This is a genomic window from Dietzia sp. WMMA184 (assembly GCF_002441635.1).
In the GTDB taxonomy this organism is placed as follows: Bacteria; Actinomycetota; Actinomycetes; order Mycobacteriales; family Mycobacteriaceae; genus Dietzia; species Dietzia kunjamensis.
In genome coordinates, this window is the sequence record NZ_NXEI01000001.1 from 3,433,045 (window position 1) to 3,447,448 (window position 14,404).

General features: G+C 72.9%; 13 protein-coding genes. 7 read left to right on the top strand and 6 right to left on the bottom strand.

The window, feature by feature from the left end; translation table 11 throughout:
* Positions 1–21: 21 nt before the first annotated feature.
* Positions 22–1,008, bottom strand: a complete 987-nt coding sequence (locus CK206_RS15845) for a 1,4-dihydroxy-2-naphthoyl-CoA synthase (protein ID WP_096906986.1) — start codon at positions 1,006–1,008, stop codon at positions 22–24.
* A 23-nt stretch (positions 1,009–1,031) separates the two neighbouring features.
* Here CK206_RS15845 and CK206_RS15850 point away from each other — a divergent pair, with 23 nt between their 5' ends.
* Entirely contained in the window at positions 1,032–2,132 is a 1,101-nt protein-coding gene (locus tag CK206_RS15850; protein WP_096906987.1) for an o-succinylbenzoate synthase, read from the top strand.
* 305 nt (positions 2,133–2,437) lie between these two features.
* On the opposite strand, the gene CK206_RS15855 is transcribed toward CK206_RS15850, so the two are convergent.
* Both CK206_RS15855 and CK206_RS15860 read right to left on the bottom strand, forming a co-directional pair.
* The gene (locus CK206_RS15855; RefSeq protein WP_096906988.1) at positions 2,438–3,394 is read right to left on the bottom strand and encodes a type IV toxin-antitoxin system AbiEi family antitoxin; all 957 of its coding nucleotides are present in this window, start codon (positions 3,392–3,394) and stop codon (positions 2,438–2,440) included.
* Positions 3,395–3,807: 413 nt separating this feature from the next.
* Entirely contained in the window at positions 3,808–4,398 is a 591-nt protein-coding gene (locus tag CK206_RS15860; RefSeq protein ID WP_069389108.1) for a flavin reductase family protein, read from the bottom strand.
* Between the two features lie 159 nt (positions 4,399–4,557).
* Here CK206_RS15860 and CK206_RS15865 point away from each other — a divergent pair, with 159 nt between their 5' ends.
* On the top strand, positions 4,558–6,048 hold the full coding sequence (locus CK206_RS15865) for a WS/DGAT domain-containing protein (RefSeq protein WP_227022221.1): 1,491 nt from the start codon (positions 4,558–4,560) through the stop codon (positions 6,046–6,048).
* Positions 6,049–6,133: 85 nt separating this feature from the next.
* Here the strand turns inward: CK206_RS15865 and CK206_RS15870 are convergent, their stop codons facing one another.
* The gene (locus CK206_RS15870; RefSeq protein ID WP_069389107.1) at positions 6,134–6,751 is read right to left on the bottom strand and encodes a DUF664 domain-containing protein; all 618 of its coding nucleotides are present in this window, start codon (positions 6,749–6,751) and stop codon (positions 6,134–6,136) included.
* Between the two features lie 67 nt (positions 6,752–6,818).
* On the bottom strand, positions 6,819–7,376 hold the full coding sequence (locus tag CK206_RS15875; RefSeq protein ID WP_069389110.1) for a DinB family protein: 558 nt from the start codon (positions 7,374–7,376) through the stop codon (positions 6,819–6,821).
* A 107-nt stretch (positions 7,377–7,483) separates the two neighbouring features.
* On the opposite strand from CK206_RS15875, the gene CK206_RS15880 reads away from it, so the two are divergent.
* The 5 genes from CK206_RS15880 to CK206_RS15900 are packed head-to-tail and all read left to right on the top strand — an operon-like array spanning position 7,484 to position 12,817.
* Positions 7,484–8,482 carry a YafY family protein gene (locus CK206_RS15880; RefSeq protein WP_096906989.1) on the top strand — a complete coding sequence of 333 codons (999 nt, stop codon included), beginning with the start codon at positions 7,484–7,486 and terminating at the stop codon, positions 8,480–8,482.
* Between the two features lie 11 nt (positions 8,483–8,493).
* On the top strand, positions 8,494–10,245 hold the full coding sequence (gene menD, locus CK206_RS15885; protein ID WP_096906990.1) for a 2-succinyl-5-enolpyruvyl-6-hydroxy-3-cyclohexene-1-carboxylic-acid synthase: 1,752 nt from the start codon (positions 8,494–8,496) through the stop codon (positions 10,243–10,245).
* Positions 10,242–10,727 carry a DUF3592 domain-containing protein gene (locus tag CK206_RS15890; protein WP_083249686.1) on the top strand — a complete coding sequence of 162 codons (486 nt, stop codon included), beginning with the start codon at positions 10,242–10,244 and terminating at the stop codon, positions 10,725–10,727. The genes menD and CK206_RS15890 overlap by 4 nt, the downstream gene beginning before the upstream one ends.
* 37 nt (positions 10,728–10,764) lie before the next feature.
* Positions 10,765–12,090 carry a glycosyltransferase family 1 protein gene (locus CK206_RS15895; protein ID WP_096907517.1) on the top strand — a complete coding sequence of 442 codons (1,326 nt, stop codon included), beginning with the start codon at positions 10,765–10,767 and terminating at the stop codon, positions 12,088–12,090.
* A 37-nt stretch (positions 12,091–12,127) separates the two neighbouring features.
* On the top strand, positions 12,128–12,817 hold the full coding sequence (locus CK206_RS15900; RefSeq protein WP_067716862.1) for a demethylmenaquinone methyltransferase: 690 nt from the start codon (positions 12,128–12,130) through the stop codon (positions 12,815–12,817).
* Positions 12,818–13,044: 227 nt separating this feature from the next.
* Here the strand turns inward: CK206_RS15900 and CK206_RS15905 are convergent, their stop codons facing one another.
* Positions 13,045–14,364 carry a geranylgeranyl reductase family protein gene (locus CK206_RS15905; protein ID WP_173674807.1) on the bottom strand — a complete coding sequence of 440 codons (1,320 nt, stop codon included), beginning with the start codon at positions 14,362–14,364 and terminating at the stop codon, positions 13,045–13,047.
* Positions 14,365–14,404: the final 40 nt, after the last annotated feature.

Consider the following 14,404-nt stretch of genomic DNA (forward strand, 5'->3'; position numbering starts at 1 on the left):
GCGGCTCGCGTCGCCGCCTGCTCAGTAGTAGTACGGGTAGTCGTCCCAGTTGGGCTCGCGCTTCTCGAGGAACGCGTCGCGGCCCTCCACCGCCTCGTCGGTCATGTACGCCAGCCGCGTGGCCTCACCGGCGAACACCTGCTGGCCCATGAGTCCGTCGTCGGTGAGGTTGAACGCGAACTTGAGCATCCGCTGCGCGGTGGGCGACTTGCCGTTGATCTGCCGCGCCCACTCGATGGCGGTGTTCTCCAGCTCGGCGTGGTCCACCACCCGGTTGACGGCACCCATGTGGAACATCTCCTCGGCCGTGTACGCCTGGCCGAGGAAGAAGATCTCGCGCGCGAACTTCTGGCCCACCTGCTTGGCCAGGTAGGCGCTGCCGTAGCCGGCGTCGAAGGAGCCCACGTCGGCGTCGGTCTGCTTGAACCGGGCGTGCTCGCGGGAGGCCAGGGTCAGGTCGCTCACCACGTGCAGCGAGTGCCCACCGCCGGCCGCCCACCCGTTGACCAGGCAGATCACGACCTTCGGCATGGTGCGGATGAGCCGCTGCACCTCGAGGATGTGCAGCCGCCCGCCCTCGGCCTTGACGCGCGCCTCGTCGACTTTGTCGGCCGTGGCGCCGGCGACGTCCGAGTCGTGCTCGGTCGAGTACTGGTATCCGGACCGGCCACGGATCCGTTGGTCGCCACCCGAGCAGAACGCCCACCCGCCGTCGCGAGTGCTGGGCCCGTTGCCGGTGAACAGGATGGTGCCGACGTCGGGGGAGCGGCGCGCGTGGTCGAAGACGCGGTACAGCTCGTCCACGGTGTGCGGGCGGAACGCGTTGCGCACGTCGGGGCGGTCGAACGCGATCCGCACGGTCCCGTTGACACGGCCCTCGCCCACGTGGCGGTGGTAGGTCAGGTCGGTCAGGTCCTCCCCGTTCCGGAAGCCCTCGACCTCCCGCCACTGCGACGGGTCGAACGGGTTTCCGGTGGCCTGGTCCTGCGGTGCGCTGCTCTCGGTCATGGGTTCGACGTTAGCGTGGAGCCATGACATCCGTACCGGGCCCCGAGTCGATCGACGATCTGCTCGCCCGCGTGCACGTGGTGGCCCTGCCGATGAGGGTGCGGTTCCGCGGCGTCACCGAACGTGAGGTCGCGCTGATCGAGGGCCCCGCCGGGTGGGGCGAATTCGGTCCGTTCGGAGAGTACGACGATCTCGAGTCCACCCACTGGCTGGCCTCCGCGCTGGAGATGGCGTGGCAGGGCCCGCCGCCGGCGCTGCGTTCCCGGGTCCCGGTCAACGCCACGGTCCCGGCGGTCGCGGCCGGGGACGTCGCGGCGATCCTCGACCGCTTCCCGGGCTGTATGACGGTCAAGGTCAAGGTGGCCGAGTCCGGGCAGCAGCTCGTCGACGACGTCGCCCGCGTCGCCGCCGTCCTCCAGGCCCGCCCCGGCGCGCGCGTGCGGGTGGACGCCAACGGGGCGTGGTCGGTCGCCGAGGCGGCCCACGCGATCCGGGTGCTGGACCAGGCGGTGCGTGCGGACGACGTCGCGCGTGGCCCCGGCACCGGCCCGGTCTCACTGGATGGGCCGGGCCTGGAGTACGCCGAACAGCCCTGCGCGACGGTGGAGGAGCTGGTCGCGCTGCGGGAGCGTCTCGCCGCCGACGGGGTGCACGTGGACGTCGCCGCCGACGAGTCCATCCGCCGCGCCTCCGACCCCCTGCGCGTCGTGCGGGCGGGCGGCGCCGACCGGGCGGTGGTCAAGGTCGCGCCGCTGGGCGGGCCGCGTTGCCTGCTCGCGGTGGCCGCAGAGCTCGGGGTGCCGGTCACCGTGTCCAGCGCCCTCGACTCGGCGGTGGGCGTCGCCGCGGGTGTCGCCGCCGCAGCGGCGCTGCCCGGTGGTGCCGGGCGTGGCCGTCCCGGACCCGACGACGACGACGACAACGCTATTCCCGCCGCAGGTCTGGGCACCGGCGGGTTCTTCGTCGAGGACGTGGTCGAACCGGGCACGTTCGCCCTCGAGGACGGCTGTCTCCCGGTCCGCCCGGTGGCGCCGGACCCGGCGAGGCTGGAGGGCCTGCGTGTGAGCGGTGAGGTCCGCGACTGGTGGCTGGACCGGATCCGCCGCTGCTACGAACTTCTCTGAGCGGCCCCGCCGCAGCTGCCCCGCCGCTCCGCCGCAGCTGCCCCGCCGCTCCGCCGCAGCCGCCCCGCCGCAGCCGCGCCTGGCCATGGCGTCTCGCACGCACCGCGGGGAGGGCGAGACGCCATGGCCAGGCGCGGGGACGCCCATCGCGGACAACGGCAGGAGCACGACGCCAGATCCAGGAGCGGCTGGCGGGGGATTTCGACGCCGCGCCGGGCGCGAGACGCCAGGTCCGGAAGCGAGACGCCTTGCCCGGGAGCGAGACGCCATCGGTGGGGGCGGGGGCGCCGGGCGCTGGCCCGAGGTCACGCTGCGCGGCCCGGGCCCCGTCCGAGGGAATTCTGGATCCTCATCGCCTCGCGGATGATGGGCACGATCCTGCCGCGCAGATAGTCCTCCCACTGCCAACGCCGGAAGATGTTGCCCAGTGCTTCGATGTTGTTCTGCCGCTTCTTCTCGTCGCGCAGCTTCTGGCGGACGGACCCCTCGCCGTCGTCGATCCCGTACTTCCCCGACCCGTCGGCCTCGCCGACGAGCCCCCATTCTTCCCAGTACATGTCTACGAAGGTCGAGGTCCCGTCCGGGAAGATGAACTCCCGCTGGAGTTGCGGCATCGGCAGACCGGCGCGGCTGATGGTGACCCTGCTGACCGATTCGAGGACAGACTGGGCGCCCGGATCGGCGAACGCCACCACCGCCCGGGCCCTCGCGATGCCGACCCTGCCGGCAGCTGCCTCGAGCTCTGACGCCAGGTCGCCCGAGCTGCACAGATTGCGACGCAACGCCTCGTCCGCCGCACACACCGCGCCGGTGAAGGGACTCGACCGCGCGACGTCGACGATCGTCCGCGCCGGGGTCGTCACCGGGATCCCGTCCACCTCGGTCACGACGTCGGCGAGATCGAGATTGTGGCAGATCGTGTTCTTCCTGCGCCTGCTCCCGCTCCCGGGGCGGTGCCTGGTGGTGGTGACCCGCAGGGTATCCATTCCGTGGACGGGGAGGCCGTGCAACACGAGGGCCGACGTGTGGGACATCGCAGTCCCCGGGCTGATGCTCCCCGCCGCGGCCCGCGAGCGCATCTCGAGTATGGCCTCGGCCTGGTCGGGGCCGGTGGGGACGTCCGATGTGAGCGCGTAGACGCCGTGGCGAACGCGGTAGAGCTGACCCGTTCGTTCGGCGTGTTCTCGTGCTCGGCGGCTGTACCCGCGCGCGAGGAGTTCGGCTGCGGACATGACGACTGGGCGGGAGTGATCGGTGCTCATGTCCAAGCAGTATTGCGCTGGGGGAGGCGGGGATCGCCGCAGCGGGGGCCGCTTCCGGCTCGGCCTGTGGAGACGGCCGGGGTTGTGGATTCCGGGGCACGGGCGGTCGTGTGCAGGCGCGTCGGAAAGAGCTCGACGGACTGTCGTCTACTTGACGGACTGCCGGCTACTTGACCGGCTATGCACCGCCCGCGCCCCAGCCGCGCGGCCCAGCCGCGTGCCACCATGGCGTCCCGCCCACACCGCGGTGCACGCGAGACGCCATGGTCAGGGGCGGCTGCAACAGGGGCAGCTGCGGCAGAGCTACTGCGACAGGGCTAGTGCGACTGGGGCGGGCGCCGCAAGGGCGGCCGACGCACGGGCTGCTGCTGGAGGCGCGGCCGGACGCGGGACCGGTCACCTCCGGGACCCACTCACCTCCTCGGCCGGGGCAGTTCGCGCGTGCGCGGGGCGTACCCCCACTGGTGGCGGCCCAACCGCGACGGCGGCAGCAGGGATCCGAAGTCGGGCAGACCGTCGTCGGCGAGCATCTCGTCATCGATCGTCACGCTCACCACGCGTCCGAGCAGCATCGCGCTGGTGCCCAGGTCGATCACGTCATGGCGCACGCACTCGAACGCGATCGGCGCCTCGGCGACCCGTGGCGGCGCGACGACGTCCGAGGGGTCGGCGGTCAGCCCCTGCATCTCGAACTCGTCGACCTCCGGGCCGACGGGCGCCGAGGTGGCGTTCATGACCTCCATCAGCGACTCGGTGCCGATGTTCACCACGAACTCGCCCGTCCCCACGACGTTGCGATAGGTGTCCTTTCGCCCGATCGAGGTCACGGACAGGATCGCCGGGTCGGCGCAGGCGACGGTGAAGAACGAATACGGCGCGAGGTTGGGCACCCCGTCGGCCGAGATCGTCGACACCCACGCGATCGGGCGCGGTGTGATCGACGCGGTGAGCAGGGCGTACATGCCCTTGGCCGGGGGATCATCCGGGGTGTGAACGATGCGCATCCGCCCATTGTGCCGCCGTCTGCGTTGCCGTTTCGGTCATAGCCCGGTGGGGCATGTCGACGCTGCTCTAGCGTGGGGACGAATCGACGGGTGCAACAGTGAGCAGTCGGCGGAGAGTGGTCGGCGGTGAGTGGTCGGCGAGCGAGAGGAGCCGGGGCTATGGCGGCGAACGACGGGATCCGGATCCCCCTGCGCGACCAGCTGTGGCTGCTCATGGACCGCCCGGACAACCTCATGTACATCAACTGTCTGGTGTGGTTCGCCGAGATCCCCGACTGGGACGAGGTCACCCGGGCCATCCAGACGCGGATGGTCGAGGCGCACCCGGTGTTCCACCGCATCCCGGTCCGCCGGGGCCGCCGCTGGTACTGGGTCGACGACCCCGACTACGACATCTCGAACCACCTCGTGCGCAGCCGGCTTCCCGAGCCGGGCGGTCGCGCCGAGGCCGAGGCCTACATCGCCGAGCAGATGGCGGTGCAGTTGCCGAAGGGGCAACCGTTGTGGCGGGCCGAGTTCATCGAGGGCTACCACGGGCACGAGGGCGAGCAGGAGGGGGCGCTGATCCTGTTCCGCGTCCAGCACGGCGTCGTCGACGGGATCCGGCTCACCCAGCTCGTGCTGGGTCTGTGCGAACACGAGGACGACTCGTCCCTGCCCAGCGTCGGCCGGGATCTCGCGCCCTCCGGCGGCGGCATCCTCGGGGCGGTCACCGGCGCGGGTGCCGGACTGGCCAAGGACTCGTGGGGGATCGCCCGGGGCGTGACCGGCGCCACACTCCGGTTCCCGCTGACGCTGGCCCGCCTGGCGCGGGACGTCGCGGCACCCGGTCGGACGCTGACGCGGGTCCCGACGCGCGTCGTGGAGTCGTTGACGGACAACATCAACGCGGAGAACCGGACCGCCAACACCTACCGGGGCGTCTTCCGGCTGCTGTTCGAGCCGCGATCCCCCGAACTGTCCTGGAGCGGAAAGGCGCACGCGGAGAAGAAGGTCTCCTGGATCGCGGGGCTCGACCTGGCGGCGGTCAAGCGGGTGGCGAAGGTGCACGACACGACCGTCACCACCGTGATGCTGGCCGCCGTGTCCAAGGCGCTCACCGAGTACCTCGACACCCAGGGCGACCGGCGGGTCTCCGACATCAATCTCATGGTGCCGATGGCGGTCTCCCCGGTCGGTGACGAGTTGCCGGAGGAACTGGGTAACCACATCACGCTCATCCTCATGAGACTCCCGTTGTGGGTCGACGACACCGACGAGCTCATCGAGGCGATCACCACGTCGATGACGCGGGTGCGCTATTCCCTCGAGCCGCACGTCAACTTCGCCACCATGCTCACCGTGGCCGTCACGCCCGGCCCGGTGGCGCACGCGGTGATCGACCTGTTCGCCAACAAGACCGTCGGCCAGCTGACCTCGGTGCCCGGGCCCGTCTCCACCGTCTCGCTGGCCGGCACGCCGGTGTCGGGGATGCTCGGGTGGGTGCCGATGAGCGGCGACCAGGCGTTGGGGATCTGCATCTTCAGCTACGACGGCACGGTCTCCGTGGGCATCGCCACCGACGCCGAACTCATCCCCGAACCGGGAGCGGTCGCCGGGATGATCGAGGGCCAGTTCACCACGTTCGACGGCTGGTACGACGAGGACTGAGCCCGCCGCCGGCCACCGAGGGCCGGCCACCGAGGGCCGGCCACCACTTCGCCGTTCACCACTGCGTCGGTCACCACTGCGCCGGTCACCACTGCGGGGCCGGCACCTCAGGGTGCGCGGCGAACCAGGCTCCGATGTAGGACATGTCGATGCCCTGGTCCTCGGCGATCAGCTCGTACATCGTCCGGCTGTCGATCGCCTCGCGCAGGATGTCGGCGTGTCCGGAGTGGCGGGCGATCTCGTTCAGCGCGTGCATCGCCGCCCAGCGTCCGTTGAACGACGGCTGGCCGGGCGGGAACCACGGCATCTCGGCGGGTACCGGCACCGGGGCGTCGAGGTCGCAGGTCCGGAGGTTGTCGAGCGCGGCGGAGCGCCGCCGGTCGAATTCGGCGAGGATCTCCTCGACGGTGGCGTCGGGGTCGACCCGGTTGACGGTCTCGGCCCAGGCGAACGCCTCCGGCAGTGACCGTCCGGTCGCGGGCGCGTCGGGTGCGGCGGCGGCGCGGGCCGTCCAGCTCTCGGCGACCTCGCCGATGTGCAGGATGAGCCAGCCCAGCGTCAGTTCGCTCGACGGCACGGGGCAGGTGCGCAGCTGGTCACCGGTGAGGCTGTGGACGATCGACCGGGCGTTGACCAGCTCGGCGTCGATCCACTCGAGCAGGTTCTCCCGCTCGGTGACGCGGGTGGTGGGGAACAGGGGCATGACGACTCCTCGACGGGTTCGGGTGGGTCAGGGCGGGTTCGGGTGTGTCAGGGCGGTTTCGGTCGGGTCAGCGGGTGTGGGCGTACAGGTCGCGGAGCAGGCACATCTCGGCGCTGTGGTGGATGACCTCACGGTTGATGTGCAGGACCAGGGCAGCCATGGAGTACTCGGCCCACGGGCCCTCGGCCTCGCCCACGGGGGCGGCCAGGGCCTCGGCGTCGAGCGCCCGCACGCCCTCCATCCAGCCCGCGTAGGTGCGATCGAGTTGGGCGAGTCCGCCCGCGGCGTCGCCGGCGTAGGTGTGGGTCATGTAGTCGTGGGGCGGTCCGCCGAAGTGGGAGTGCCACCGGGCGCCGAGGACGCCGACGACGACGTGGCCGATCCGCCACGCGATGGTCGTCAGCGGGGCGGGCACCGGCTCCGGGAACTCGAAGTCGATGGTGTACTCGCCCTCGCCGCCCTGCATGGGCGCGGTGCCGGTCCCACGGGGTCGGACGTCCCAGGTGCGCTCGTCGGCGGCGGGAGAGAAGTGGTATTCGTCGTCGGTCATGCCCTCCAGGCGAGGCCGCAGTTGGCCGTTCCAGTGGAAGTCGAGTTGGTCGACGAGCTGGGCTGTCCAGTCGATGGGGCGGGTCGTGGTGGTCACGGTGGTCTCCTGACGATGGTGGTGTCCGCCCAGCGTGTCAGCCCATCCGGACAGGATCGGTCCGCTGAGGGTGGGACACTGCTGGCATGACCGAGGACAGGATGCCCACCACCCAGCGCGTGCTGGGGCTGCTCGACCTGCTGCAGCGGCGATCGGTGTGGACGGGCGACGAGCTGGCGGCCGAGCTGGGGGTGACCACGCGGTCCATCCGCCGTGATGTCGACCGGCTCCGTGACCTGGGGTATCCGGTGGAATCCGAGCGCGGCGCGGGTGGTGGGTACAGGATGGGCTCGGGCCGGCGACTGCCGCCGCTGTTGCTCGACGACCGCGAAGCCGTGGCGGTGGCGATCGCCCTGCGGCTGGCCGCGGGCGGCGCGGTGGCGGGCGTCGGCGAACACGCGCTGCGCGCCCTGACCAAACTGGACCAGGTCATGCCCGGCCGGTTGCGCGAGCGGGTCGCCGACGTCACCGAGTCGATGGTCGCGGTCCCCGGCTCGGACACCCCGGTGGAGCCGGAGCTGCTCATCGACCTGGGCCACGCGGTCCGCGGCACCGAGCAGGTGCGACTGGAGTACCGCGACCGCGCGGGCCGCGACACCGAGCGGCGGGTGGAGCCGTACCGGATCGTCGTGCTGGGCCGGCGCTGGTACCTGCTGTCCTACGACCTCGACCGCGCGGACTGGCGCACCTTCCGCCTCGACCGCATCCGGGCCGTCCACCGCAGCCGCTGGCGCTTCACCCCCCGCCCCGACGTGCCCGATCCGGCCGCGCACGTGCAGCACGCGGTGACCGCGGCGCCGTACCAACACCTGGCGCGGGTGGTGGTGTTCGCACCCGCGGCGGAGGTGGTCGAGCAGTTCCCGCCCACCTACGGGACGGTCACCGAGCTGCGCGCCGAGGACCATCCGGACGGCCCGGCCTGCCGGCTGGAGACCGGGGCCGCCGACCTCGACGTGCTGGCCTGGTACCTCGCGCGGTTACCGGGCCCGTTCGCCGTGGAGTCGCCGGACGGGCTGCGGGAGCGGCTGGCGGGGTTGGCCGGGCGGCTCGCGCATGCGGCCGACCCGGGCACCTCCCCCGACTAGGCTGGGGGGCGATGAACCCCACCGTGAGCAACCCGAGCACCGCGCAGGCCCGTGTCCTCGTCGACGAGTTGATCCGCCACGGGATCACCGACGTGGTCCTGTGCCCGGGATCGCGCAGCGCCCCGTTGGCCCTGGCGTTGGCCGCCGCCGAGCGGTCCGGCCGGCTCGCCCTGCACGTGCGGATCGACGAGCGCGGCGCCGGGTTCACCGCGCTGGGGCTCGCGCTGGGCTCGAGGCGGCCGGTCCCCGTCGTCGTCACCTCCGGCACCGCGGTGGCCAACCTCCATCCGGCGATGGTGGAGGCGGCCCACTCGGGCGTACCGATCCTCGCGCTCACGGCCAACCGGCCGCCCGAGCTGCGCGGTACCGGCGCCAATCAGACCATCGACCAGGTGGGATTGTTCGGCCCGCACGCGCGCGCGGTCGTCGAGCTCGGCGCGGCCGGGGACCCCGAGTCCGAGCACCGGCACTGGCGCAGCGCGATCGGCCGGGCCATCCTCACCGCCACCGCGGCGGCCGACCCGGGTCCGGTGCAGGTCGACATCGCGTTCCGCGAGCCGCTCGTGCCGGGCGAGGGCGACGAGGATTTCGCCCTCGGGGGAAACTCACCGGAGTACGACGACGACGAGGTCGGCGGCGGCCCGGAGGCATGTCGTCTGCCGGAGGGGCGTGCGGACGGTCGTCCGTGGGTGCAGCGAGCGGGGGCGGGGGTCGACTCGGCGCCCGCCGATTCGGCCGTGGCGGTGGATCTCACGCGCCCCACGTTGGTCGTCTCGGGGGTCGGGGCGGCACCGGTGTCGGGGCTGGTGGCGGTGCCGACGGTGGCCGAGCCCGGCGCCCCCGTCCCGCTGCACCCGGTGCACCCGTTGGCGATCCCGGCGCTGCGGCCCGAGCAGGTGGTGGTCACCGGGCGGCCGACGCTGCACCGCGCCGTCACGCGCCTGCTGGCGGACCCGGACGTCGACCTCGTGATCCTCGACGCCGGCCCGCGCTCGCCCAACCCGACCGGTAGCGCCGCCGAGCTCGCCGACTCCGTCCTCACCGGGTGGGGCGTGGACCCCGAGTGGACCGAGACCACGGCCCGCGCCGACGCCCGTGCCCGCGCCGCCGTGGACCGGCTGCTGGACCGGCATCTCGAGACCGGTGCGCCGACGGGACTGCACGTGGCGCGTGCCGTGGCCCGCGGCGTCCGGGCCGGGGACAACCTCGTGGTGGGTGCCTCCAATGCCGTGCGGGACCTGTCGTTCGTGGGCCCGCTCGATCCGGATGTGGCGATGTACGCCAACCGCGGGGCGTCGGGGATCGACGGCACGGTCTCCACCGCGATCGGGGTCGCGTTGTCGGCGCCGGGGCGGACCGTCGCGTTGCTGGGCGACCTGACGTTCCTGCACGACGTGTCCGGCCTGCTGCTCGGGCCGCGGGAGCGGCACCCCGACGACCTGACGATCGTCGTGGCCGACGACGACGGTGGTGGCATCTTCTCCCTGCTCGAACAGGGGGACCCGCGCCTGGCCGCCGACTTCGAGCGCGTCTTCGGCACCCCCCACGGCGCCGACCTGGGCGCCCTGTGCGCGGGCGCCGGGGTGCCCTTCACCGACACCGACCCGGCCGGACTCGAGGCCCTGCTCGCGCAGCCCGCGTTCCCGAACGGGCACCGCGACGTCGTGCCCGAGGGCCTGCGGGTGGTGCGCGTCCCGACCGACCGGCAGGGATTGCGCGACCTCCACGCGGCCCTGCGCTCGGAAGCCGTGGCGGACGGGTGACCGCGACGGCCCCGGTCTCTGCCCGGCAGATCCGTCGCGCTCGCCGTATCCGGTGGGGCGTGCGGGTGGTGGCCGTGACCGCGGGAGTGTTCTCACTGCTCACAGCCGTGCTCCTCGTGCTGGCGTGCTTCATCAACGACCAGCGGATCGACCGGGACATGGGCAGCGCCACCGCGTTCGTCACCGAGGTCACCGATCGGCGGGCCGCCGTGGAGTTCGACGCCGGCGGCGGGCGGACCGTCCGACCGGTGACCGGCGTGTTCTACCCGACCGGGCTCGTCGAGGGGCAGCGGGTGCAGGTCGAGTTCCGGCGCGCGAACCCGGATCTGGTGCGGGTCTCGGGACGCAGCTGGACCGTCGCCGTCGTGCCCGCCCTGTCCGTGCCCGCGGTGGTCGTCCCGTTGGCGGCGCTCGCCTACGCCGCCGCGTCACCGAGGGTTCACCGGGCGGCACTACGAATTCGACGCACCGTTTCTCGCTGATCACCGGCCCGTGTCCCGGCCCGGCGACAGTGGGGTCGTGCGCGTAGCCATCGTCACCGAATCGTTCCTGCCGAACGTCAACGGCGTCACCAACTCTGTCCTGCGCGTGCTGGAGTACGCGCGCCGGCACGGGCATGACTGTCTGGTGGTGGCCCCGTCCGGGCAGGTCGGCTTCTGGCAGGGCGCCGCCGGTGCCGTTCGGGCGCACCCGCTGGTCAGTGCGGTCGCGCCGCTGCTCGGCGGGCCCGGGGCGGACACCAGCGGACCCGACCACCACCTGGGGTACCCCGTCCACCGGGTCACCGCGGTGAGGGTGCCGGTGGTGTCGTCGCTGCCGGTCGGCGCACCCAGCCCGAGCGTGTTCGGCGCCCTGCGCGACTTCGGCCCCGACGTGGTGCACCTGGCGTCGCCGTTCGTGCTCGGTGCCGCCGGTGCCGCCGCGGCCCGCGCCCTGGACGTGCCCTCGGTGGCCGTCTACCAGACCGACGTGGCCGGGTTCGCCGATGCCTACGGGATCGGTGTCGTCGCCGATGCGGCCTGGACCTGGACCCGGGCCATCCACGCGAGCTGCGACCGCACCCTCGCCCCGTCGACCGCCGCGATGGAGGATCTCGCGGCCCACGGGATCCCGCGCCTGTACCGGTGGGGGCGGGGCGTCGACACCGAGCGCTTCTCGCCCTCCCGACGCAGTGCGGCCCTGCACGCGCTGTGGTCCCCGCAGGGGCGGCCCGTCGTGGGGTTCGTCGGCAGGCTCGCCCCGGAGAAGCACGTCGAGCGCCTTCAGTCGCTGGCCGACCGGTCGGGCCCGGGGGGAGACCTCCACCTCGTCGTCGTCGGAGACGGCCCCGACCGCCCCGCACTCCAGGCCGCCATGCCCCACGCGATCTTCACCGGCGAACTCCACGGCGACCGGCTCGGGCAGGCCTACGCCACGATGGACGTGTTCTGCCACCCCGGTGAGTTCGAGACGTTCTGCCAGTCCATCCAGGAGGCGCAGGCGTCCGGCGTGCCCGTCGTCGGCCCGGACCAGGGCGGGCCCCGCGACCTCGTGCAGACCGGGGTCAACGGCGTCCTGCTCGACCCGCGCCGGTACGCCGCCGAGGTGTCGCCGGCCGTGGACGCGGTGCTCGCCGACCACGAGCGACTGGCCGCCGGCGCCCGCGCCACCGTCCTCGGTCGGACCTGGGACGCGATCTGCGCCCAGCTCTTCGACCACTACGCGGCGGCGGGCGCCCGGTCCGATTCGGGCAGGGTCGGCGTGGGCAGGGGTGGCATGGACAGGGTCCGCGCGCGCACGATCGTGGTGGACCGGACGGACGCGCGTGGTGTGGGCACGAGCCGAGCCCCACGTGTGGTGGCCTGATCGGCCACGCGCGCCGGGGGCGGGTAGCGTCGACGGCGTGTCCCGCGCCAATCTCGACAAGCAGCCCCGTGACGTCGCGTCGATGTTCGACGGTGTCGCCAAGCGCTACGACCTGACCAACACCGTCCTCTCCGGGGGCATGGACCACGTGTGGCGGCGGCGGGCCCGCTCGTTGCTCGCGCCGCGCCCCGGGGAGCGGATCCTCGACCTGGCCGCAGGCACCGCCGTGTCGACCGTCGAGCTCGCCAAGTCCGGCGCGTGGTGCGTGGCCGCGGACTTCTCGCTGGGAATGCTGCGGGCGGGCGCCGGCCGGGACGTGCCCAAGGTCGCGGGCGACGCCATGAAGCTGCCGTTCGCCGACGACTCCTTCGACGCCGCCACCATCAGCTTCGGGCTGCGCAACGTGCAGGACACCGCTGCCGGACTGCGGGAGATGGCCCGCGTCGTCAGGCCCGGAGGGCGACTGGCCGTGGTGGAGTTCTCCACGCCCGTGTTCCCGCCCTTCCGCGCGCTGTACATGAACTACCTCATGCGGGCGCTGCCGAAGATCGCCACCAGCGTCTCGTCCAACCCGGACGCGTACGTCTACCTGGCCGAGTCCATCCGCGACTGGCCGGACCAGCAGGCACTGCTCGAGATCATCGAGGCCAGCGGCTGGGAGCGCGGCAGCGTCACCAACCTCACCGGCGGCATCGCGGCCATCCACCTGGCGCGCCGCCCCGCCTGACCCCGGCTCCGCCTGACCCCGGCGCGGCCTGACCCCGGCGCGGCCGCAGCGAACGCGGCGCCACCCCGGGCGCGCTGCGCCGTCCTCCCGGGGTGCGCGCCGTCTTTGTACGTTTTCCGGCCGCTTGCGCTGCCGCTCTGGTCCATTCCCGACGCGTAACCCGGGCGGGGCAGAGGCCCTACGCGTAATCCGGGCGGGACGGAGGCCCGGGGCGGAGGCCCGGCGGGTCAGTCGGCGAAGAGGGGCCGACGGTCCAGCCTGCGGGCGATCGACCCCGCTGCCCGCCAGCCGCGGGCCACCACATCGCGGTCCGAATCGGCGACCGTGTTGGACATGCACCGCACCGCCGCGGTCATCAGCGCCTGCGAACGCATCCCGACCGGTCCCGCCAGCGGCAGGAACTTCGGATAGGTGAGCAGACGCGCGGCGTCCCGGGCGATCGCGAACGACTCGCCGTAGGTCTCGCGGAGCACCGCGGGCCACGCATGCGTCAGGTCACCGGCAGTGGTGCGCGAGTGCGAACCGGCCGCGCCCACTCTCGAGCCCGGGCCTCCTCGGCCGACACCCGCTCCCGCCAGGATTAACTCCGCAAGCAGGCGGCCGCCCTCGAGCGCGTAGTCGATCCCCTCGCCGTTGAGCGGGTTCACGCACGCCGCGGCGTCGCCGACCGCCGCCCAGTTGGGACCGGCCACCGTCGAGACCGCCCCGCCCATCGGCAACAACGCGGACGTCACCGCCCTCGGCTCGCCGGCCAGGCCCCAGTCGCCGCGGACGCTACGGGCGTAGTGCTGCAGTAGCTCCTTGACCGCGACGTTCGCCGGCCGCGCCGAGGTCGCCAGCGCACCCACCCCGAGGTTGACCTCGCCGTCGCCGAGCGGGAACACCCAGCCGTAGCCGGGCTGGATGGCGCACGCCTCGTCGCGGAGCTCGAGATCGGAGCCGATCCACGGATGATCATGACGCCCGGACCGGACATAGGATCGCGCGGCCACGGCATACACCGTGTCGCGATGCCAGGTCCGGCCGAGCAGACGACCCACCGGCGACCGCACGCCATCGGCCACCACGAGGGTTCGGCACTCCACGCGACCGCCCTCGGTCCGGACGGCGGTCACCTCGCCGTCGTCGCCTCTCTCCACGTCGGTCACGCGCACGCCGTCATGCACCACGGCGCCCGCCTCTACGGCCGCCTGCCGTAGCCGGTCATCGAACACCGTCCGTCGCACCGCCGACCCGGTCCCACCGTGTTCACCGGCTGGCCACGGCACCCGCCGGGAGTGGCCGAAGCCCCGCAACTCGAGCCCGCGGATGGTGATCCGATCCCGCGCCCACCCGCCGAGACCCAGCCGGTCGACCTCCAACATCGCCCGCGGCGTGAGCCCGTCGCCGCAGGTCTTGTCGCGCGGGAACCGCGCCGCGTCGAGCACGGTGACCTCGCGACCTGCACGCGCCAACCACGTCGCGGTCGCCGAACCGGCCGGGCCGCAGCCCACCACGAGGACGTCCGTCGACGCGGGCAGACCCATACCTGACTCCATGCGCTCCATGGTGGCAGGTCGGCGGGTGCGGCGGTCGCCGGGACCTCGG